This is a genomic window from Stappia sp., from assembly GCF_040110915.1.
GTDB lineage: Bacteria > Pseudomonadota > Alphaproteobacteria > Rhizobiales > Stappiaceae > Stappia.
On sequence record NZ_CP157793.1, the window covers coordinates 898,551 to 917,561 of the forward strand.

The following is a 19,011-nucleotide window of genomic DNA, read 5'->3' on the forward strand; positions in this document are numbered from 1 at the left end:
GGTCCATGAAACTCAGTGAACGGGGGCTGGCCTTCATCGCCGGCCACGAAGGCTTCGTCGCGCGCGCCTATCGCGATCCGGTCGGCGTGCTCACCATCGGCTTCGGCTTCACGATGCGCAGCCGGGTCTTCGCCGACTACTGGCGCAGACTGCACGGCCGCGATCTGCGCATGGGCGACCGGCTGTCGCGGCGCGAGGCCGAGGGCCTTCTGCGGCGCCTCGTCGACGAGGAATACGGCCCGGCCGTGACCCGGGCGTTCGGCCCGCTGCCGCAACACCGCTTCGATGCGGCCTGTTCGGTTGCCTATAACCTGGGTCCGCGCGCGCTGGGCTGGGCCTGGGCGCGGGTGCTGAAGAAGGGCGACGTCGCCCGGGCCGCCGCCATTCTCGCAAGGAACTACAACACCGCCGGCGGACGCAGGCTCGCGGGCCTCGTGCGCCGCCGCCGCGAAGAGGCGCAGCTGCTCGAAACCGGCGTCTATGCGACGCAAGGCGCACCGGCGACGCGGCCCGAGGAACGCCGGCAGGATATGGAGCTGCTGGCGTCGCTCGGCTATCGCGGTCCGGAGTTTCGCGCCCTCGTGCGCCGCTTCCAGCGCGATCATCCGCCCCTGCGCGTCGACGGGCTGTTCGGCCCGGCGAGCCGCGCCGCCGCGCTCGCGGCCCTTGCGGCGCGAACGCGCAAGCGCGCCACTGGCGGCGGTCTGGGGGCGCTCGCCATCGGCGGCGTCGGAGCCTGGCTCGCCGGCGCGCCCGCCTGGATGTGGGGTGCCGCCGGCCTGGCGGCGGGCGCCTGCGTGGCCCTTCTGACGGTGCGGTGGCGGCGCCGGTGACGCCCTGCGGTTCCAGTTTTCCCGGACAACGAGCCCTCAAGATAGGAGACAGTCATGCGCGGTTGGAGAACCCTGACCCTCAATGCCCTAGCGGCGGGCGCGGCGCTCGCGCTGGAAGTCTCGCGCTTTCTCGTCGGCGTGGACTGGGCGGCGCATCTGCCGCCCGCCACCGCGCTGTGGATGCTGGTGCTCGTCAACGTGGCGAACATCGCGCTGCGTCATGTGACCGACCGCCCGGCGGGCTGGCGGAAGTCCGGCCGATGAGTTGGCTCATGACGGCCTTGACCGGCCCGCTGCTCACGCTCCTGCTGGGGCATCTCGACCGGCGGATGGCGGCGCGCACGAGCGCGGAGGGGCTTTCCGCCGAGATTGCGAAGGAGAGCATCCGCGCCGAACTCGCTGCGCGCGCGCAAGCCCGGGCCGTGCTCATCGCCGAGCAGGGGCATTTCCTGTCCGCCGCCCGCCTCGGACGCCTCCTGTTCGTGGTGCCATTGGGCGTCTGGTGGGCGGCGGTGATCGCCGATTCGATTTTCGCCTTTTCCTTCGACATCGCCGCCCTGCCGTCGCCGCTCGACGACTGGGCCGGCGGCATCCTGCTGTCGCTCTTTCTCGTGGATGGCGTGCAGGGGAGCTTGCGCGCCGCGCGGGCCCGCAGGCGCGACGGGGGCTGAGCGGCCCGCGCGCCGCCGGGCCTGTCGTGTTCCTGCCGGCGACATTCATGTGCTATTCAGACGCCAACGGCTAAGAGAGACGCATGATCACGTCCCGCGCTTCCTCCTTCTTTCGCAGCCTGCGCGCCAATCCGGCGGCGCTCCTGCTTGCGCTCGCTCTCGGGTTCGGCGCCACCGGGCCGGCGCTGGCGGAATGCCTGGGCGCGGGCGCGGCGCGCGCGGCCGTGGCGAGCGGCGAGGCCCTGCCGCTCGGCAGCATTGCCGGCCGGCTGGGCGGGGAAATCGTGCGGGCCGATCTGTGCCGGCAGGGGGGGCGTCTCGTCTATGTGCTCTCCGTGCTGGTTTCGGGACGGGTGAGCGAGCGGGTCGTCGATGCGCGCACGGGGCAGATCCTGCGCTGACGCGCGCTCAAGCTCTGTCGATGGCAGCAGCGAACGAAGGAAAGTGTCGTAGCGATGCGTCTGCTTGTTGTGGAAGACGATCCGGATCTCAATCGCCAACTCAAGGCCGGCCTCGAAGAGGTCGGCTATGTGGTCGACACCGCGTTCGACGGCGAGGAAGGCCATCACCTCGGCGACACCGAGCCCTATGACGCGGTGGTTCTGGATCTCGGCCTGCCGGTGCTCGACGGGCTGAGCGTTCTGGAACGCTGGCGCCGCGACGGACGCCTCATGCCGGTGCTGATCCTGACCGCACGCGACCGCTGGTCCGACAAGGTCGCGGGCATCGACGCCGGGGCCGACGACTATGTCGCAAAACCCTTCCACATGGAGGAGGTGGTGGCGCGCCTGCGGGCGCTGGTGCGCCGTGCGGCCGGCCACGCGAGCAACGAGATCACCGCCGGCGACGTGCGGCTCGATGTGCGCGCCGGCAAGGTCACGCGCGACGGCATGACGGTCAAGCTGACCTCGCATGAGTTTCGCCTGCTCTCCTATCTGATGCACCACAAGGGCCGGGTCGTCTCGCGCACCGAGTTGATCGAGCATCTCTACGATCAGGACTTCGACCGCGATTCCAACACCATCGAGGTCTTCGTCGGACGCCTGCGCAAGAAGGTCGACAGCGAGCTGATCGAAACCGTGCGCGGCCTGGGATACCGCATCGCCGTGAGCGACGACGGACCGCGATGAGCGCGGACGCTCCCGAGCCGATGCCCGAGCCGATGCCCGAGCCCTTGAATGAGACGGCGTCCGCGTCCTGGGTGCAACGCCGCTCGCTCGCCCAACGCCTGATCCTCGTCGCCGTGGTCTGGTCGGCGCTTGCGCTGGCGGTGGCCGGTGTAGTGCTCGTCGCGCTCTACCGCGAGGACAGCGCGCGCGCTTTCGACGAGCGCCTCGACGTCTACGTGAAGGCGATCGTCGGGGAAATGGCCGGCGGCACGCCCGACAGTCCGGCGGAACCGGGCAACCTCGGCGAACCGCGCTTCGATCTGCCGGCTTCGGGCTGGTATTGGGTTGTCTTCGACGGGCAGAGCGGCGATCTGTTGTTCGCATCGCCCTCGCTCTTCGGCGACCGGCTCGATCTGCCGGACTTGCCTGCGCGCGGGGAATTGCGCTCCTTCGTGGAGAGCCCGCGCGGCGGCGAGTTGCGCGTGCTGCAAAGGCGGATCGTCTTCGGAGAGGCGGCGGCCTTTCGCATCGCGGTCGCGGGCGAGACGGCGGACTTGCGCGCCCGCGAAGTCACCTTCGCCTGGCAGGTGGCCCTGACGCTGCTTGTCCTCGGGCTAGGGCTCATCGCGGCCATCGTCCTGCAGGTGCGCGTCGGCCTGCGTCCCGTGACCGCGCTGCGCCATTCGCTCGCGGCCGTGCGGCGCGGCGATGCGCAGGCCGTCGACGAGGCGCTGCCGCCCGATCTGCGCCCGCTGGCGCGCGAACTGAACGCACTGGTCCGCTCCAATCGCGAAGTTGTGGAGCGCGCCCGCACCCATGTCGGAAATCTCGCCCATGCGCTCAAGACGCCGCTCAGCGTGATCGTCAACGAGGTGCGCGGTCCAGGTGGCGGCGGCGCGGACCTGTCGAAGATCGACGAACAGGCCGCCGTGATGCGGGCCCAGATCGACCAGCATCTGGAGCGCGCCCGCATGGCCGCGCAACGCCGGGTCATCGGCGTGTCCTCTCCCGTCGAACCGGTGCTCTCGCGCCTGATCCGCGCCATGTCCAAGATCCACCGGGAGCGTGACATCGTCTTTTCCCTGGAGGTTCCCGATGGCGTGCGGTTTCGCGGGGAGGAGCACGACCTTGAGGAGATCGCCGGCAACCTGATCGACAACGCCTGCAAGTGGACGACCTCGCGCGTCGATGTCGCCGTCGAGACGGTGCGCACCGACGGGGTGCTCGAACGCCTTGTGCTCTCGGTCATGGATGACGGCCCGGGCCTGACCCCTGAGCAGCGCCGCGAGGCGGTGAAACGCGGCCGGCGGCTCGATGAAACCGTGCCCGGAACGGGGCTCGGCCTGTCGATCGTGGTGGATCTCGCCGCCGTCTACGACGGTCGCCTGGCGCTTCAGCCGGGCCGCGGCGGGCAGGGGCTTCAGGCCCTGGTCACGCTGCCGGCGCTGGAGGCGAATGTCGCTGGCGGATAAGGGTATATGGCGGGGCGAGCGGACGCAGTTCAGCCACAAAGGCGTGTAACCTCGACGCAACGGATACGCGACGTTTCGGCGTGGCGTCTGCGCGGCGCGCGCCGTCTTGGATGGACACGACCCGGCACGACCCGCCATACTCGGGCGTTCGTCGCGGTCGGCGCCGAGAGCTTCAAGCCTTGAACGGCTCAGGATTGGGAATGGACGGATGACGGGCGCAAGGCTCGCTGCGATTGTCGCACTGACGGGATTTCTGGCGGCCTGCGGAACCGGCACGACCTCCGGTGTCGGGCCTGTGGTCGTCGGCGACGGCCTGTTCGCCAGCGCGTTTCGCGCGCCGACGGTGACGCAGACCGATGCCGACCGGGTGCTGGCGGACCTGCTGGCGAGCGACGTCGGCGAAGGCCTGAGCGAACAGGACCGCCGCGCGGCCGCCACCGCCCTGCAGGGCGCGCTCGCGGCCGGCCGGGCGGGCGAGGCCGTGGAATGGCGCAACCGCTCCAGCGGTGTCGCCGGACGCGTCGTGACCGGGCCGAGCTATCAGGTCAACAGCACGCTGTGCCGCGACTACACCCACTTCGTCACCATCGGCGGGCGGGAGACCTCCCTGCGCGGGGCCGCGTGCCGCTCCGACGACGCGGGCTGGCAACCCATCACCTGAGAGCCTGTCCGACCCCGCGCCGTGCCCGATTTCCTGCCCGTTCGCCAATGCCTTGCCAACATTTGTTTAATCCTTTTGCGTCACGATGACGCAACGTAGAGCAGTCGCGTGGTTGGCGAGAAACCCCGATGCCGGACAGGCAGCATCTGACATCGAAGATCCGCTCCTATCTGGATGCCTTGTCCCCGCGCGCCGTACAGACGCTGGTTCGCGGACTGGAGAACGCGCGCGCCAAGGGCTCCGACGACCCCCATCTCGATCTGATCCTGGATGCCTGTCTTGGCGCCGTGCGCAAACCGCGGGCTATCGAACCAACCGACTGGGAGCCGCGCGCGCATTTCCTGAAACGCGTGTTTTTCCATCCACTTGAGGATTTTCTGCTCGACGAGCCGCTGCCCGGAAAGGTGCGCGGGCGCATCACGCGCTCCAGTCTCGACAGCATCTGGACATGGCTCAGCCGCGACGTTGCGCCCGAGGCGGTGGCCTCGACGGAAGAGCGCGCCGCGCGTCTGGAGACGACGTCACCCGAGATCCTTGCCCTGGCGGATGCCTTGCGCGATGCGCTGTTGCCGCACATGCGCGATCTCTACGCGGACGCGCAAGGAGACGACCGGCGGCACCAGAAGCTGATGATGCTGGTGGGCGGCGAGCGTGCCTTCCGCGATCTGGAGGACATCATCGCGGTGTTTTCCGCGCGCGGATGGCTGGACGGTCTGCGCGAAAGCCTTCCCACCCGCATGAGCGAATGGGATTTCAAGCCGGGCAGTCCGACCCTGAAGCGGATCAAGGCGGTCAGCGACCGTCAGGGGGAGCAGGCGTTTCTCGTGGCGTCGGTCGTGCTGGCCCGCCTGGATGCGCCGGAGGCGCTGATGGCGTTGAGCGCCGGTCTGGCCGGGAGCGATTCGGTGCGCAAGATGGCCGCCTCGCCCTATGCGGTCTTCGCGGAAATGGCCTTTTCGGAGGCCGAGCGGCTGTCCGGTCTGGTGTGCGGGAGCTGCACGAACGCGGAACTCTCGGAGCATCTCAACCACTACATCCGTCTCGTGAAATTCATCGACCGGCGCTTCGAGCTTGACGAATGGCCGGCCTGGCAGAAGCAGGTCGCCGCCACGCGGCGGTCGATCTCGCAGCTCGTGACGCGCGACCTCGAGGCGGCGGCCGGCAATCTGCGCCGCGCCCTTCTCGTGCCGAAGATCGGGGCCGACGGGGAGCCGAAGGTCGACGCCCTGGCGCTGGAGGAGGCGCTGCGCGGCCTGATGCTGCTCGACCGGATGCGCGATGCCGCCGACAGCCTTGCCGTCAACGAGGTGACCGCTCGCACGCGGCAGGTGATCGACCAGTCGCTCGAGTTCAAGACACGGGCTCTTCTCGGCGATCTGGCGAAGACCTCCGGCGCGGCCCGCACGGCGCAGCTCGTCGCCGTCGATGCCGGGATCGCCCTGTGCGAGCGCTATTACGGCAAGGACTACGCGGATCAGCTGCGCCGCAGCCGCAAGGCGGCGCTGTCGGCGCCGGCACCGGACGCCGACGGCGACCAGACGGCCCGTCGGGCGGGCGGCTGAGACGGCGCGCACACCGGTCGCCGGGGGCGCCTCGGACAGCGTCTCGAGCCTTCCCGTGGGGGGAACCCGCGACCCCCTGTCACACGTCGGTTTTACTTGCGGAATTGGCCCGTAAGCGGTCTATATGCCGGGTATGATGCTATGGATCGTTTTTTCGCTTCTCACTCTCCTCGCCGCCCTGGCGGTGCTCGTCCCGCTGTGGCGTGCACGCGCGGATCAGACGGTGCCCTCCAGCGCGCATGACGTCGAGGTCTACAAGGCGCAGCTTGAGGAAATCGACAAGGATCTCGACCGGGGGCTGATCGCTCCGGAAGCGGCCGAGGCGGCGCGCACCGAGATCGCGCGACGGCTGATCGCGGCGGATCAGGGGAGCGAGGCGCAACCTGCAAACGGTGCATCCCAGGCCCGGTCCTGGAGCCTGCGCGCCGCACAGGCGATCGGCGTGGTCGTTGTGCCGCTGGCGGCGATCGGCCTGTACCTCGTGCTGGGTAACCCCGATCAGCCCGACCAGCCCCTTGAGGCGCGCCTCGAGGCTCCGGCCGGGGAGCGATCTCTCCCGGAAATGGTGGCGCTGGTGGAGCGCCGGCTCGCGGAAAACCCGTCTGACGGGCGCGGCTGGGACGTGCTTGCGCCGGTCTACATGCGCATGGGGCGCGCCGAGGACGCGGCCGCCGCCTATGCCTCGGCGATCCGGCTGCTCGGCTCGAATGTCCGGCGCGAGACCGACCGGGGCGAGGCGCTGGTGATCGCCAACGACGGGATCGTCGGCGCCGAGGCGCGGGCCGCCTTCGAGCGCGCGGTCGCCCTTGACGAAAATGCCATCAAGCCGAGGTTCTTTCTCGCGCTGGCGCTGAGCCAGGAAAACCGACGGGACGAGGCGATCGCGGCCTGGCAGGCCCTCTTGGCCGAGGCGCGCGGCGGCGAAGCCTGGGCGGAAGCGGTGCGCCAGGAACTCGTCAAGCTCGGTGTCGAGCCGCCGGCCGTGGCCGAGCGGCCGGCTCCGGGTCCGTCGCAGGACGACGTGGCGGCCGCCGCTCAGATGTCGGGCGAGGAGCGCAGCGCGATGATCCGTTCGATGGTCGACGGGCTCGATCAGCGCCTGTCGGAGGACGGCGGGTCGCTGCAGGAGTGGCTGCGGCTGATGCGCGCCGTCGCCGTTCTGGGCGATGTCGAGCGGTTGGATTCCGTCACGGAGCGGGCCGTCGAGGCGCTGAAGAACGATCCGGTGGCGGTCGCCCAGGTGCGGCGTCTGGCCCGGGATCTGGGCAGCGGCTCTTGAGGATGACGCGTCGGGAAGGCATCGTGTCCTTCATCGGCGGCGTTGATGTGCGGGGGCGGACATGAGAGGACCTGGTCGAGACTGAGATGACCCGAAAACAGCGACGCATGACCATGATTGCAGCCGCCGGCGGTGTTCTGACCGTTGCCGCCGGTCTCATTCTCTACGCCCTGAACGACCAGATCGCGTTCTTTCAGAGCCCCAGCGACATTGCCGCGAACGCGCTGCCGGACGGCCAGCGGATCCGGCTGGGCGGGCTGGTGCAGGACGGCAGCGTCGTGCGCGGCCAGGACGCGCAGGTCAGCTTTGCCGTCACCGACACGGTCGAAAGCGTGAACGTCGTCTACGTCGGCCTGCTGCCCGATCTCTTCCGGGAAGGGCAGGGGATCGTCGCCGAGGGCGTGATGAAGCCCGACGGGATCTTTCACGCCGACACCGTTCTCGCCAAGCATGACGAGAACTACATGCCCAAGGAAGTCGCCGAGGCGCTCAAGGGCAAGGGCGTGTGGAAAGGCGAGGAGTGATCGCCCGCCCGGCCGGCCGCAAGCACGGTTCACAAAGGCGTGCATGCGGTCATTGCGGACTTGCGGCGACACTTCCAGGTTGAAACACTTGAACCCGAGGCGGGGGGCCGTTTCGGGGAGGGACGCGTGACATGATAGTGGAAATCGGCCATTTCGCCCTGGTGCTGGCCTTCGTGCTGTCGCTGGTTCAGTCCGTCGTCCCGGTCTGGGGCGCGCTGCGTCACGATCAGCGCATGATGGCGGTGGCCCCACCGGTCGCGGGCATGATGTTCTTGCTGGTCGGCATTTCCTTCGTGGCCCTGACGATGGCGTATATCGCCTCCGACTTCTCCGTGCTGAACGTCTATCAGAACTCCCATTCGGCCAAGCCGATGCTGTTCAAGATCACCGGCGTGTGGGGCAACCACGAGGGGTCGCTGCTTCTCTGGGTGCTGATCCTGGTGCTCTTCGCGGCGCTGGTCGCCGCCTTCGGCCGCAACATTCCGCCGGAACTGCGGGCCACCACGCTCGGCGTGCAGGGCTGGGTGACGGCGGCCTTCCTGCTGTTCATGCTGGCGACCTCCAATCCGTTCCTGCGGATCGCCGAGCCGCCGATGGAGGGCAACGACCTCAATCCGCTGCTGCAGGACATCGGTCTCGCGATCCATCCGCCGCTGCTCTACGTCGGCTATGTCGGCTTCTCGATCGTCTTTTCCTTCGCCATTGCCGCGCTCATCCTCGGGCGTGTCGATGCCGCGTGGGCGCGCTGGGTGCGTCCGTGGACGCTGCTCGCCTGGATGTTCCTGACGCTCGGCATCTCCATGGGCTCCTACTGGGCCTACTACGAGCTCGGCTGGGGCGGCTACTGGTTCTGGGATCCGGTCGAGAACGCCTCCTTCATGCCGTGGCTCGCGGGCACCGCGCTGCTGCATTCGGCCATCGTGATGGAAAAGCGCGGCGCGCTTAAGATCTGGACCGTGCTGCTGGCCATCCTGACCTTCTCGCTGTCGCTGCTCGGCACCTTCCTGGTGCGCTCCGGCGTGCTGACGAGCGTGCATGCCTTCGCGACAGACCCCTCGCGCGGCACCTTCATTCTGGGCATCCTGATCGTCTTCATCGGCGGCTCGCTGGCGCTCTATGCGTGGCGCGCGCCGATGCTCAAGCAGGGTGGCCTGTTCGCGCCCGTCAGCCGGGAAGGCGCGCTCGTTCTCAACAACATGCTGCTGACGGTCGCCACGGCGGCGGTCTTCGTGGGCACGCTCTATCCGCTGGCGCTGGAGGCGGTGACGGGCGAGAAGATCTCGGTCGGTCCGCCGTTCTTCAACCTGACTTTCGGGCCGCTGATGATCCCGCTGCTCATCGCGATCCCCTTCGGTCCGCTGCTCGCCTGGAAGCGCGGCGATCTCTACGCGGTGTCGCAGCGTCTCTACGTGGCGCTCGGCGTCGCGCTCGCCGGCACACTCGTCACCGCCTGGTGGCAGGGCACCGAGAAGATCCTCGCAGCACTCGCCGTCGGTCTCGGCGTGTGGGTGATCGCGGGCGCGGTCGCGGAGATCGTCTCGCGTGCCCGCTTCCCCGACGTTGGCCTGGCGGTTGGATTCCGGCGCCTCGTCGGCCTGCCCGGCTCGGCCTGGGGCACGGCGCTCGGGCACATCGGCGTCGGCGTCACGGTGCTCGGCATCGTCGCGGTGACCGCGTTCCAGGTGGAGAAGGTGCTGACCATCCGGCCCAACGAGACGGTGACCGTCGGCGACTACTCGCTGACCTTCGGCGGGCTGGTGCGGCGCACCGGACCGAACTACATCGACGACGTCGGCCATTTCGACATCTACAAGGGCGGCGTGAAGGTGGCCGAGGCCGATCCGGCCAAGCGGCTCTACACGGCCCGGCGCATGCCGACCACGGAGGCCGGCATCGTCACCTTCTACGGGTTGTCGCAGGTCTATGTGTCCATCGGCGAGGTGCACAGCGACGGCGGGGCGGATATTCGCCTCTACTACAAGCCCTTCGTCACGCTGATCTGGATCGGCACGCTGATCATGTCGTTCGGCGCCATCCTGTCGCTGATGGACCGGCGTTTGCGGGTGGGGGCGCCCAAGCCGGCGCGCCAGAGGCCCAGGACGCCGTCGGCGCTGCCCGCGGAATAGGAAAGGTCCGGCATGACACGGCTTCTTGCCACACTCGCGCTCGTGGGCGCCCTGATCGCGGCGGCCTTGCCGGCGCAGGCGGTGGCCCCCGACGAGATCCTGGACGATCCGGCGCTGGAGGAGCGCGCCCGCGCGCTCTCCGCCAATCTGCGTTGCATGGTGTGCCAGAACCAGTCGATCGACGACAGCGATGCGCCGCTGGCCAAGGACCTGCGGGTTCTGGTGCGCGAGCGGCTGGTCGCCGGCGATTCGGACGGCGAGGTGATCGACTTTCTGGTCTCGCGCTACGGCGAGTTCGTGCTCCTGAAGCCCCGGTTCTCCTGGAACACCCTGTTCCTGTGGGGCGTGGCGCCGCTGGCGCTGGCTGTCGGTGCGGGCGTGTTGATCGTCGGTGCGCGCCGGCGGCGCAAGGTTCTTGCGACGGGGGCGGGGACGGGGAGCAACCTGACGCCGGAGGAACAGGCGGCGCTCGACCGGATCCTCAGCGAAAAGTCCTGACCGGCCTTCGGTCCGCCGGAGCAATGCCGTCAAACAATGATCCTGACGGGGGCCGCGCGCACGCGCGGCCCCTGATGCGTTGAAACATCCAGAACCGGGGGAAACCATGGCCGGACAGCCGCTCAGACTGACGTTCGACGGGCACGACGGGGCCGAGCTTGCCGCGCGACTGGATCTGCCGACCGGCCCCGTGCGGGCCTACGCGCTCTTTGCCCATTGCTTCACCTGCTCCAAGGATGTCATCGCCGCGCGGCGGATCGCCGAGGCGTTGACGGCGGCCGGCATCGGGGTGCTGCGCTTCGATTTCACCGGGCTCGGCGGCTCCGGCGGCGATTTCGCCTCGACGAATTTCTCCTCCAATGTCGCCGATCTTCTGGAGGCCGCCGCCTTCCTGCGCGCGCGCTACGAGGCGCCGCGGCTGCTGATCGGGCATTCGCTCGGCGGTGCGGCGGTGCTCGCGGCGGCGAGCGAGATCCCGGAGGCCGTGGCTGTCGCAACCCTCGGCGCGCCGGCGGACGCCGATCACGTGGTGCACAATTTCCACGCCGATCTGGAGACGATCCGGCGCGAGGGGCGGGCCGAGGTCGATCTGGCCGGGCGCAGCTTCACCATCGAACGGCAGTTCCTCGACGACATCGAGACCCAGCGCATCCGCGACAAGGTCGCCCATCTCCGAAAGGCGCTGCTGGTGCTGCATGCCCCGCGCGACGAGATCGTGGGGATCGACAATGCGACCGCGCTGTTCGTGGCGGCCAAACATCCCAAGAGCTTCGTGTCGCTCGACACGGCGGACCATCTGCTGAGCGAGCCGGCCGATGCCGCCTACGCCGCCGGTGTGATCGCCGCCTGGGCGGAACGCTATCTGGACGCGGATCGGCCCGCCGAGGCTGCGGAGGCGGCGTCCGGTGTCACCGTGTCCGAAACGGGGCTCGGCAAGTTCCAGTCGATGGTGCGTGTCGGCGCGCATCGGTTGATCGCGGACGAGCCGGAGGCGGTCGGCGGCTTCGACAGCGGCCCGTCGCCCTACGACTATCTCGCGACCGCGCTCGGCGCCTGCACCGTCATGACGCTGCGCATGTATGCCGAGCACAAGAAGCTGCCGGTCGACCGGATCACAACGACCGTCCATCACGCCAAGGTGCATGCCGCCGACTGCGCGGAGTGTTCCGACGACCGGCGCGGCAAGGGCGGGCGCATCGACCGCTTCGAGCGGGTGATCCGGGTCGAGGGCGACCTCGACGCGGAGACGCGCAGCCGACTGCTCGAGATCGCCGACAAGTGCCCGGTGCACCGCACGCTGGAGGCCGGCGCGGCGATCGCGACGCGCGCGGACGACGAGAGCTGATCCGCCCCGCGACCTGACCCGCGACCTGACAAGGGCGACATTACCAAAGCTTAATCGCGTCGACAGGCGGCTGTAAGGCGGCTGCCTCCATATCTGTGCGTGACGGTCGGGAGGATCGCTTCCCCGCTTTTCCTCCGCCGCGACCCCGACACAGGTTTTGGAGAGTTGAGCATGTCGACCAAACGCATCCCCACCCCCGTTCGTCGTCCCGCCCGGCGTCGCGCGGTCGGTCTCCTGGCCGGAGCCACCGCGCTCGGGCTTGCCGGCGTTTTGAGCGCCCAGACCGTCGTCCCGGGGCAATACGCGTTCGCCGACCCGGTGCGGGTCGAGGCGGCCGCGCCGCAGAATTTCGCCCCTGTCGTTCAGGCGGTGAAGCCGGCCGTCGTCAGTGTGCGCGTCACCTCCGACCGCACGCCGCGCATGATGTCGGCCCCGGGGCTGCCCGGCATGGAGGACCTGCCGTCCGATCATCCGCTGCAGCGCTTCTTCCGCCGTTTCGGCGGCGAGCCCTTCCAGGGCCGTCCCGGCCCGCGCCAGCGCGCGACGAGCCAAGGCTCGGGCTTCTTCATTTCCGCCGACGGCTACCTCGTGACCAATGAGCATGTCGTGTCCGACGGGAGCGAATTCACCGTCGTCGCCGACGACGGGACCGAATACGACGCCCGCCTGATCGGCATGGACGAGCGCACCGACCTTGCGCTGCTGAAGGTCGATGCGGACACCGAGTTCACCTACGTCGAATTCGCGGACGAAACGCCGCTTGTCGGCGAATGGGTCGTGGCCGTCGGCAATCCCTTCGGCCTCGGCGGATCGGTGACGGCCGGAATCGTCTCGGCGCGCGGCCGCGATATCGGCGCCGGCCCCTATGACGACTTCATCCAGATCGACGCACCGGTGAACCGGGGCAATTCCGGCGGCCCGGCCTTCAACACCAAGGGGCAGGTGATCGGCGTCAACGCCGCGATCTTCTCGCCCTCGGGCGGCAATGTGGGTATCGCCTTTGCGATTCCCGCCTCCACCGCCTCCAATATCATCGCCGATCTGAAGGATGACGGCGCCGTGGTGCGCGGCTGGCTCGGCGTCCAGATCCAGCCTGTCTCCAGGGACATCGCGGAGAGCCTCGGTCTCGAGGATGCGAGGGGCGCGATCGTCGCCGAGGCCCAGGCCGACAGCCCGGCGCGCGCCGCCGGCATCCGCTCCGGCGACACGATCCTGTCGGTCGACGGCGAGGCGATCGACGGCCCGCGCGATCTGGCCCGCAAGATCGCCAGCTATCCGCCGGAAAGCGCGGTGGATCTGGAGGTCTGGCGCGAGGGCCGCACCGAGACGGTCGAGGTCACGCTCGGCGAGCTGCGCGAACCCGGCAAGCGGGCGGCCGTCGAGCCCACCGGCGACAGCACCGCCTTCGTCGACAGCCTCGGTCTCGAGCTTGCCTCGGCCAAGGCAGTGGGCGCCGGAGACGCGGGCGTCGTCGTGACGGATATCGCCCGCGACAGCGCGGCCGCGGAAAAGGGCCTGTCGCGCGGCGACGTGATCCTGGAAATCGCCGGCCAGCCCGTGTCCACGCCGCAGGACGTGGCGAGCGCGGTGCTGGAGGCCAGCGAGGCCGGGCGCGGCGCCATCCTGATGCGGGTCAAGAGCGAACGCGCCACCCGCTTCGTCGCCGTGCCCGTGGCCCGCGGCTGACGCGATCACCTAACCATGCGATGGCCCGCAGCGCGCACGCGCTGTGGGCCGTTGCGTGCCCGGCGGCGCCGGGATTAGACCGGGGCCGGACGCGGTGCTAGGGTTTGCGCCGCTGGAGAGAGCCCTCGACCGGGCCTCTTGGAACGAAGACGCTGGAACGAAGACGCTGGCGAAGGGGCGGGAGACGCATGCGGATACTGATCGTCGAGGATGACCTGGAGGCGGCGAATTACCTCGCCAAGGCCCTGCGCGAGGCAGGGCACGTGGTGGATCACGCCGCCGATGGCGAGGCCGGCTCGGAGATGGCGGGTGCCGCGCCCTACGACGTTCTGGTCGTCGACCGGATGCTGCCCAAGCGCGACGGCCTGTCGGTGATTTCGGGTCTGCGGTCGGCCGGCAATCATACGCCGGTGCTCGTTCTCTCGGCGCTTGGGCAGGTTGACGACCGGGTCACGGGCCTTCGGGCCGGGGGCGACGACTATCTTGCCAAGCCCTATGCCTTTTCGGAACTGCTCGCCCGCGTCGAGGCGCTCGGCCGCCGGCCGCGCCAGCAGGAGATCGAGACGCGTTATACGGTGGGCGATCTCACGCTCGACCGGCTCAGCCACACGGTGACGCGCGCGGGGCGCGACATTCCGCTTCAGCCGCGCGAGTTCAAGCTGCTGGAATATCTCATGCAGCACGCCGGGCAGGTGGTGACGCGTACCATGCTGCTCGAGCACGTGTGGGAATACCATTTCGACCCGCAAACCAACGTCATCGACGTGCACATCTCGCGGCTTCGGGGGAAGATCGACAAGGAGTTCGACACGCCGCTGCTGCATACGGTGCGCGGCGCCGGATACACGATCCGTGACCCCGCTCGCTAGGCTGCTGCGCACCACGGCGATCAAGCTCGCGCTGATCTATCTGGCCGCCCTGTCGCTCGCCTCCGGCGCGGTCGCCGTCTATCTGTCGCAGAACACCGCGACCGTGCTGCGCGAGCAGATCGTCGAGACGGTGGATGCCGAGATCGCGGGCCTTGCCGATCAATACCGCATCGGCGGCATTCGCGGGCTGGTCGCCACGGTGGAGGCGCGCTCGCGCCGGCCCGGCGCCAGCCTCTATCTCGTGACCGACTTTGCCGCCAACCAGATCGTCGGCAACATCGAGACGCTCGACGGACGCGTCTTCGCCCGCGAAAGCGGCGAGTTGCAGCGCGTGAGCTACACGCCGCCGGGCGGCGGCGAGGCGCGCGAGGCGCTGGTGCGGGTGTTTCAGCTTTCCGGCGGCTTTCGCCTGCTGGTGGGGCGCGACCTCCAGGAGCAGCGCTATTTCCGCTCCCTGCTCGCCGAGGTGATGCGCTTCTGGCTGGTGGTGCTCGCCGGTCTCGGACTGATCACCTGGGTCTATGTCAGCCGGCGGGTGCTGAAGCGGATCGATGCCATGGGCGCGACGAGCCGGCGGATCATGTCAGGCGATCTCGCCGAGCGCCTGCCGGTCGAGGGCACGGGCGACGAATTCGACCGCCTGGCGATCAGCCTCAACACCATGCTCGACCGGATCGAGGGGCTCATGCAGGGCCTCAAGCAGGTGTCAGACAACATCGCCCACGATCTCAAGACGCCGCTGACGCGGATGCGCTCGCGCGTCGAGGAGGCCCTGCGCGCGCAAGCCCCCGGCGGCCCCGCGCAGGCGGCGCTGGAACGCACCATCGAGGACTGCGACGCGCTGATCCGGACCTTCGACGCGCTGTTGCGGATCGCCCGTGTCGAGGCCGGATCCTCGGACGCCGAGCTTGCCGACATCGATGCCGGCGCGCTGGTCAGCGAGGTGGGCGAGCTCTACGAGCCCGTCCTGGAAGACGCCGGCGGCGCGCTGGAGGTCATGGCCCCGTCCGGGCTCCATGTGCGCGGCAACCGCGAACTTCTCGTGCAGGCCTTGATCAACCTCGTGGAAAATGCGGTGAAATACGCAAGGCAGCCCGAGGGCGATGGCGTAAGGGTGGTGCTCGAGGCCGCGCGCCGGGACAAGGACGTCCTGCTCAGCGTGCGGGACTTCGGGCCGGGCATCGCGGATAGCGACAAGGAGCGCGTCGTGCAGCGCTTCGTGCGGCTGGAGGAAAGCCGCAACGCGCCGGGCTCCGGGCTCGGTCTGTCGCTGGTCGCGGCGGTGGCGCGCCTGCACGGCGGCCGCTTCCGGCTGGTCGATGCGGAGCCGGGCTTGCGGGCCGAACTGGTCATGCCGTGCGCGCAAGACGCGGCACGGGCCGAAAAGACGGGATCGAGCGGGGGAGAGGCGCGTGCAGGGGCAGCCGGATAGGTCGACGAAGGACGATGGCGACACGCTGATCGAGGCGATACGCATCATTCCGCGTACGGAGGACGCGGACGCCGCCGAGGCGATCCTGACGGATCTTGCGCCGGCGCTCGCGCGGCTCGACGACGGGCAGGGGGACACCGCGCGCAGGTTTCTCGCCGGTGCCTTGGGTAATGCGCCGTACCTGCGCGATCTCGCCTGTTTCGCGCCCGAGCGCCTCGGTGACATTCTCACGACGTCGCCGCAGGCGCGCATCGGCCATCTGGTCGAGGCGGCTGAGGCGGCGACCGCCGACGACGAGGCGGGCCTGATGGCCACCTTGCGGGGCCTGAAGAACGACCTCGCCCTGACGCTTGCGCTGGCCGATATCGCTGGGGCGGTCGACCTTTATGCGGTGACCGAGGGGCTCAGCCGTTTCGCGGATGCGGCGCTCACCGCCGCGATCCGTTTCTGCCTGCGCGACCTGGAGCGGCGCGGGCGGTTTTCGCCGCACGATGCCGCGCGGCCGGAAGAGGGCTCCGGCCTCGTGGTGCTCGCCATGGGCAAATACGGCGCGCTGGAGCTCAACTATTCCTCCGACATCGACCTGATCGTGCTCTTCGACCCCGACGTCGCCCCGATGGCCGGCGGCGCCGAGGCGCCGGTGGAATTCGTGCGGCTCACCAAGCGGCTCGTGAAGATCATGGGCGACCGCACGGCCGACGGCTACGTCTTCCGCACCGACCTGCGTCTGCGGCCGGACCCCGGCGCCACGCCGCTCGCCATGTCGATCCCCGGTGCGCTCGTCTATTACGAGAGCCTGGGCCAGAACTGGGAGCGCGCCGCGCTCATCAAGGCGCGCGCCTGCGCTGGCGACATCGCCTGCGGCGAGAGCTTCCTGAAGGAGATCGCGCCCTTCATCTGGCGCAAGTATCTCGATTTCGCGGCGATTTCCGACGTCCACTCCATCAAGCGCCAGATCCACGCCCACAAGGGGCATGGCGAGATCGCGGTCGCCGGCCACAACGTCAAGCTCGGGCGCGGCGGCATCCGCGAGGTCGAGTTTTTCGCCCAGACGCAGCAACTGATCGCCGGCGGGCGGATCATGGATCTGCGCCAGCGCCGCACGCTCGACACGCTCGCCACCCTGGCGCGGCTGGAGTGGATCGCGGCCGACGCACGCGACGAACTTACCGAGGCCTATCGCTTCCTGCGCGCGGTGGAGCATCGCATCCAGATGCTCAACGACGAGCAGACCCACATCCTGCCTGCCGACGACAGCGCCCGCCGGCGCGTCGCCTGTCTGATGGGCTTCGACGATCTCACCGCCTTCGAGGAGGCCTTGCGGGCGCGTCTGATGACGGTCCAGGCGCATTATTCGGCCCTGTTCGAGAACGAGCCGGACCTTGCCTCCGATCTCGGCAATCTCGTCTTCACCGGCGACGACGACGATCCGGAAACCCTGGAGACCCTGTCGCAGCTCGGCTACGCGCGGCCGAAGGAGGCGTCGAAGATCATCCGCGCCTGGCATTTCGGCCGCTATCCGGCGGTGCGTTCCGCCAAGGCGCGCGAGCGGCTCACCGAGCTTCATCCCGTGCTTCTCACGGCGCTGGCGAGCAGCGACAACGCCGATCACGCCCTGCTCGCCTTCGACGGCTTCCTGTCGAAGCTGCCGGCCGGCGTGCAGTTGTTCTCGCTGCTGCGCTCCAATCCGCATCTCTTGCGGCTCTTGGCCACCGTGATGGGGGCGGCGCCGCGCCTGTCGGAACTGGTGTCGACACGCGTGCATGTGCTGGATGCCGTGCTCGATCCGGCCTTCTTCGGCGCGATGCCGACCTCTGAGGAATTCGCCGCCGGGCTGAAGCGCACGCTCGACCAGTCGCGCTTCTACGAGGAAGCGCTCGACCGGGCGCGCATCTTCGCGCAGGAGCAGCAGTTTCTGATCGGTCTGCGGCTGATCTCCGACACGCTGACGGCGCATCAGGTGGGCGAGGCGCTGGCCCGCCTCGCCGAGACGGTGATCGACGGGCTGATGCCGCGTGTGATCGCCCATGTCGGGGAAAACCATGGCCATCTGCCGGACAGCGACTGGGCGATCCTCGCCATGGGCAAGCTCGGCGGGCGCGAGATGACGGCGGCATCCGACCTCGACCTGATCCTGCTTTACGACCACGGCGAGGACGCCGCGCAGACGGACGGGCGCCGAGCGCTCGCACCCAGCCAGTATTTCATCCGTCTGACGCAGCGCCTGGTGTCGGCCCTGTCCGCCCCGACCGCCGAAGGGCGGCTCTACGAGGTCGACTTCCGGCTGCGCCCGTCCGGCAATGCCGGCCCGCTCGCAACGCGGCTTGCCTCCTTCGAGACCTATCAGGTCAGCGAAGCCTGGACGTGGGAACACATGGCGCTCACGCGTGGGCGGGTCATCGCCTCCTCGTCGGACGCGTTCGCGCAGCGGATCTCGACCCTGATCTCGCAGACGCTGGCGCGCCCGCGCGACCGCGCCGCGATCGCGCGCGAGGTGGCGACCATGCGCGCGCGCATCGAGGCCGAAAAGGGCACGCGGGACGTCTGGGATCTCAAGCAGGTCGCCGGCGGTCTCGTCGACATCGAGTTCATCGCCCAGTTCCTGCAACTCGTCCACGCGCACGACACGCCGCAGGTTCTGTCGCAAACCACCGAAACCGCGCTGGAACGCGCGGCAAGGGCGGGTCTGCTCTCGCCCGGCGATGCCGACGTGCTGCTGCCCGCGATCCGGCTGTACCACGCGCTGACGCAGGTCCTGAGGCTGGCACTGGAGGGCAAGTTCGAGCCCGCGACGGCGCCGAAGGGCGTCAAGGAACTCTTGATCCATGCCGGCGAGGCGCCGGATTTCGCGCATCTCGAAGCGGTGCTGCGGGACCGTCAGGCGGCGGTCCGCGCGGTCTTCGAGCGCCTCGTCGGACCGGTGACCCGCGACTGACGCGCCATT

17 protein-coding genes are annotated in these 19,011 nt (G+C 69.2%); all 17 read left to right on the forward strand.

All coding sequences use genetic code 11. From position 1 onward, the window contains the following. Positions 1-5 precede the first annotated feature (5 nt). The 17 genes from ABL312_RS04025 (at position 6) to ABL312_RS04105 (ending at position 19,002) form a co-directional block, all read left to right on the forward strand. Positions 6-833 (forward strand): lysozyme, encoded by an 828-nt coding sequence (locus ABL312_RS04025; protein ID WP_349360086.1) that lies wholly within the window; start codon positions 6-8, stop codon positions 831-833. A 54-nt stretch (positions 834-887) separates the two neighbouring features. Next, complete coding sequence (locus tag ABL312_RS04030) at positions 888-1,097, forward strand: hypothetical protein (RefSeq protein WP_349360087.1); 210 nt, start codon at positions 888-890, stop codon at positions 1,095-1,097. 8 nt (positions 1,098-1,105) lie between these two features. Continuing rightward, complete coding sequence (locus ABL312_RS04035) at positions 1,106-1,504, forward strand: hypothetical protein (protein WP_349360088.1); 399 nt, start codon at positions 1,106-1,108, stop codon at positions 1,502-1,504. 83 nt (positions 1,505-1,587) lie between these two features. Beyond that, on the forward strand, positions 1,588-1,905 hold the full coding sequence (locus ABL312_RS04040; protein WP_349360089.1) for a hypothetical protein: 318 nt from the start codon (positions 1,588-1,590) through the stop codon (positions 1,903-1,905). Positions 1,906-1,959: 54 nt separating this feature from the next. Further along, entirely contained in the window at positions 1,960-2,634 is a 675-nt protein-coding gene (locus ABL312_RS04045; protein WP_349360090.1) for a response regulator transcription factor, read from the forward strand. Next, positions 2,631-4,085 carry an ATP-binding protein gene (locus ABL312_RS04050; protein WP_349360091.1) on the forward strand — a complete coding sequence of 485 codons (1,455 nt, stop codon included), beginning with the start codon at positions 2,631-2,633 and terminating at the stop codon, positions 4,083-4,085. The genes ABL312_RS04045 and ABL312_RS04050 overlap by 4 nt, the downstream gene beginning before the upstream one ends. Positions 4,086-4,293: 208 nt before the next feature. Continuing rightward, positions 4,294-4,746 carry an RT0821/Lpp0805 family surface protein gene (locus ABL312_RS04055; RefSeq protein WP_349360092.1) on the forward strand — a complete coding sequence of 151 codons (453 nt, stop codon included), beginning with the start codon at positions 4,294-4,296 and terminating at the stop codon, positions 4,744-4,746. A gap of 128 nt (positions 4,747-4,874) precedes the next feature. Next, positions 4,875-6,308, forward strand: coding sequence for a hypothetical protein (locus ABL312_RS04060; RefSeq protein ID WP_349360093.1), 1,434 nt, complete (start codon positions 4,875-4,877; stop codon positions 6,306-6,308). Positions 6,309-6,444: 136 nt separating this feature from the next. Then, entirely contained in the window at positions 6,445-7,587 is a 1,143-nt protein-coding gene (gene ccmI, locus ABL312_RS04065; protein WP_349360094.1) for a c-type cytochrome biogenesis protein CcmI, read from the forward strand. A gap of 86 nt (positions 7,588-7,673) precedes the next feature. After that, entirely contained in the window at positions 7,674-8,111 is a 438-nt protein-coding gene (gene ccmE, locus ABL312_RS04070; protein ID WP_349360095.1) for a cytochrome c maturation protein CcmE, read from the forward strand. 131 nt (positions 8,112-8,242) lie between these two features. Beyond that, complete coding sequence (locus ABL312_RS04075; protein WP_349360096.1) at positions 8,243-10,237, forward strand: heme lyase CcmF/NrfE family subunit; 1,995 nt, start codon at positions 8,243-8,245, stop codon at positions 10,235-10,237. Between the two features lie 12 nt (positions 10,238-10,249). Beyond that, the gene (locus ABL312_RS04080) at positions 10,250-10,735 is read left to right on the forward strand and encodes a cytochrome c-type biogenesis protein (RefSeq protein WP_349360097.1); all 486 of its coding nucleotides are present in this window, start codon (positions 10,250-10,252) and stop codon (positions 10,733-10,735) included. 106 nt (positions 10,736-10,841) lie between these two features. Beyond that, complete coding sequence (locus ABL312_RS04085) at positions 10,842-12,080, forward strand: bifunctional alpha/beta hydrolase/OsmC family protein (RefSeq protein WP_349360098.1); 1,239 nt, start codon at positions 10,842-10,844, stop codon at positions 12,078-12,080. A gap of 171 nt (positions 12,081-12,251) precedes the next feature. Continuing rightward, positions 12,252-13,766, forward strand: coding sequence for a Do family serine endopeptidase (locus tag ABL312_RS04090; RefSeq protein ID WP_349360099.1), 1,515 nt, complete (start codon positions 12,252-12,254; stop codon positions 13,764-13,766). A gap of 188 nt (positions 13,767-13,954) precedes the next feature. After that, entirely contained in the window at positions 13,955-14,635 is a 681-nt protein-coding gene (locus ABL312_RS04095) for a response regulator transcription factor (RefSeq protein WP_349360100.1), read from the forward strand. Next, the gene (locus ABL312_RS04100; RefSeq protein ID WP_349360101.1) at positions 14,619-16,067 is read left to right on the forward strand and encodes a HAMP domain-containing sensor histidine kinase; all 1,449 of its coding nucleotides are present in this window, start codon (positions 14,619-14,621) and stop codon (positions 16,065-16,067) included. The genes ABL312_RS04095 and ABL312_RS04100 overlap by 17 nt, the downstream gene beginning before the upstream one ends. Then, complete coding sequence (locus tag ABL312_RS04105) at positions 16,048-19,002, forward strand: bifunctional [glutamine synthetase] adenylyltransferase/[glutamine synthetase]-adenylyl-L-tyrosine phosphorylase (RefSeq protein ID WP_349360102.1); 2,955 nt, start codon at positions 16,048-16,050, stop codon at positions 19,000-19,002. Before ABL312_RS04100 ends, ABL312_RS04105 begins: the two co-directional genes overlap by 20 nt. Positions 19,003-19,011: the final 9 nt, after the last annotated feature.

Bases quoted from the DNA above. Each gene is read 5' to 3' on its own strand.
- ABL312_RS04085 (WP_349360098.1), top strand. From the start codon at position 10,842: ATGGCCGGACAGCCGCTCAGACTGACGTTCGACGGGCACGACGGGGCC.
- ABL312_RS04080 (WP_349360097.1), top strand. From the start codon at position 10,250: ATGACACGGCTTCTTGCCACACTCGCGCTCGTGGGCGCCCTGATCGCG.
- ABL312_RS04060 (WP_349360093.1), top strand. From the start codon at position 4,875: ATGCCGGACAGGCAGCATCTGACATCGAAGATCCGCTCCTATCTGGAT.
- ABL312_RS04050 (WP_349360091.1), top strand. From the start codon at position 2,631: ATGAGCGCGGACGCTCCCGAGCCGATGCCCGAGCCGATGCCCGAGCCC.
- ccmE (WP_349360095.1), top strand. From the start codon at position 7,674: ATGACCCGAAAACAGCGACGCATGACCATGATTGCAGCCGCCGGCGGT.
- ccmI (WP_349360094.1), top strand. From the start codon at position 6,445: ATGCTATGGATCGTTTTTTCGCTTCTCACTCTCCTCGCCGCCCTGGCG.
- ABL312_RS04025 (WP_349360086.1), top strand. From the start codon at position 6: ATGAAACTCAGTGAACGGGGGCTGGCCTTCATCGCCGGCCACGAAGGC.
- ABL312_RS04075 (WP_349360096.1), top strand. From the start codon at position 8,243: ATGATAGTGGAAATCGGCCATTTCGCCCTGGTGCTGGCCTTCGTGCTG.
- ABL312_RS04040 (WP_349360089.1), top strand. From the start codon at position 1,588: ATGATCACGTCCCGCGCTTCCTCCTTCTTTCGCAGCCTGCGCGCCAAT.
- ABL312_RS04035 (WP_349360088.1), top strand. From the start codon at position 1,106: ATGACGGCCTTGACCGGCCCGCTGCTCACGCTCCTGCTGGGGCATCTC.
- ABL312_RS04030 (WP_349360087.1), top strand. From the start codon at position 888: ATGCGCGGTTGGAGAACCCTGACCCTCAATGCCCTAGCGGCGGGCGCG.
- ABL312_RS04045 (WP_349360090.1), top strand. From the start codon at position 1,960: ATGCGTCTGCTTGTTGTGGAAGACGATCCGGATCTCAATCGCCAACTC.
- ABL312_RS04055 (WP_349360092.1), top strand. From the start codon at position 4,294: ATGACGGGCGCAAGGCTCGCTGCGATTGTCGCACTGACGGGATTTCTG.
- ABL312_RS04095 (WP_349360100.1), top strand. From the start codon at position 13,955: ATGCGGATACTGATCGTCGAGGATGACCTGGAGGCGGCGAATTACCTC.
- ABL312_RS04090 (WP_349360099.1), top strand. From the start codon at position 12,252: ATGTCGACCAAACGCATCCCCACCCCCGTTCGTCGTCCCGCCCGGCGT.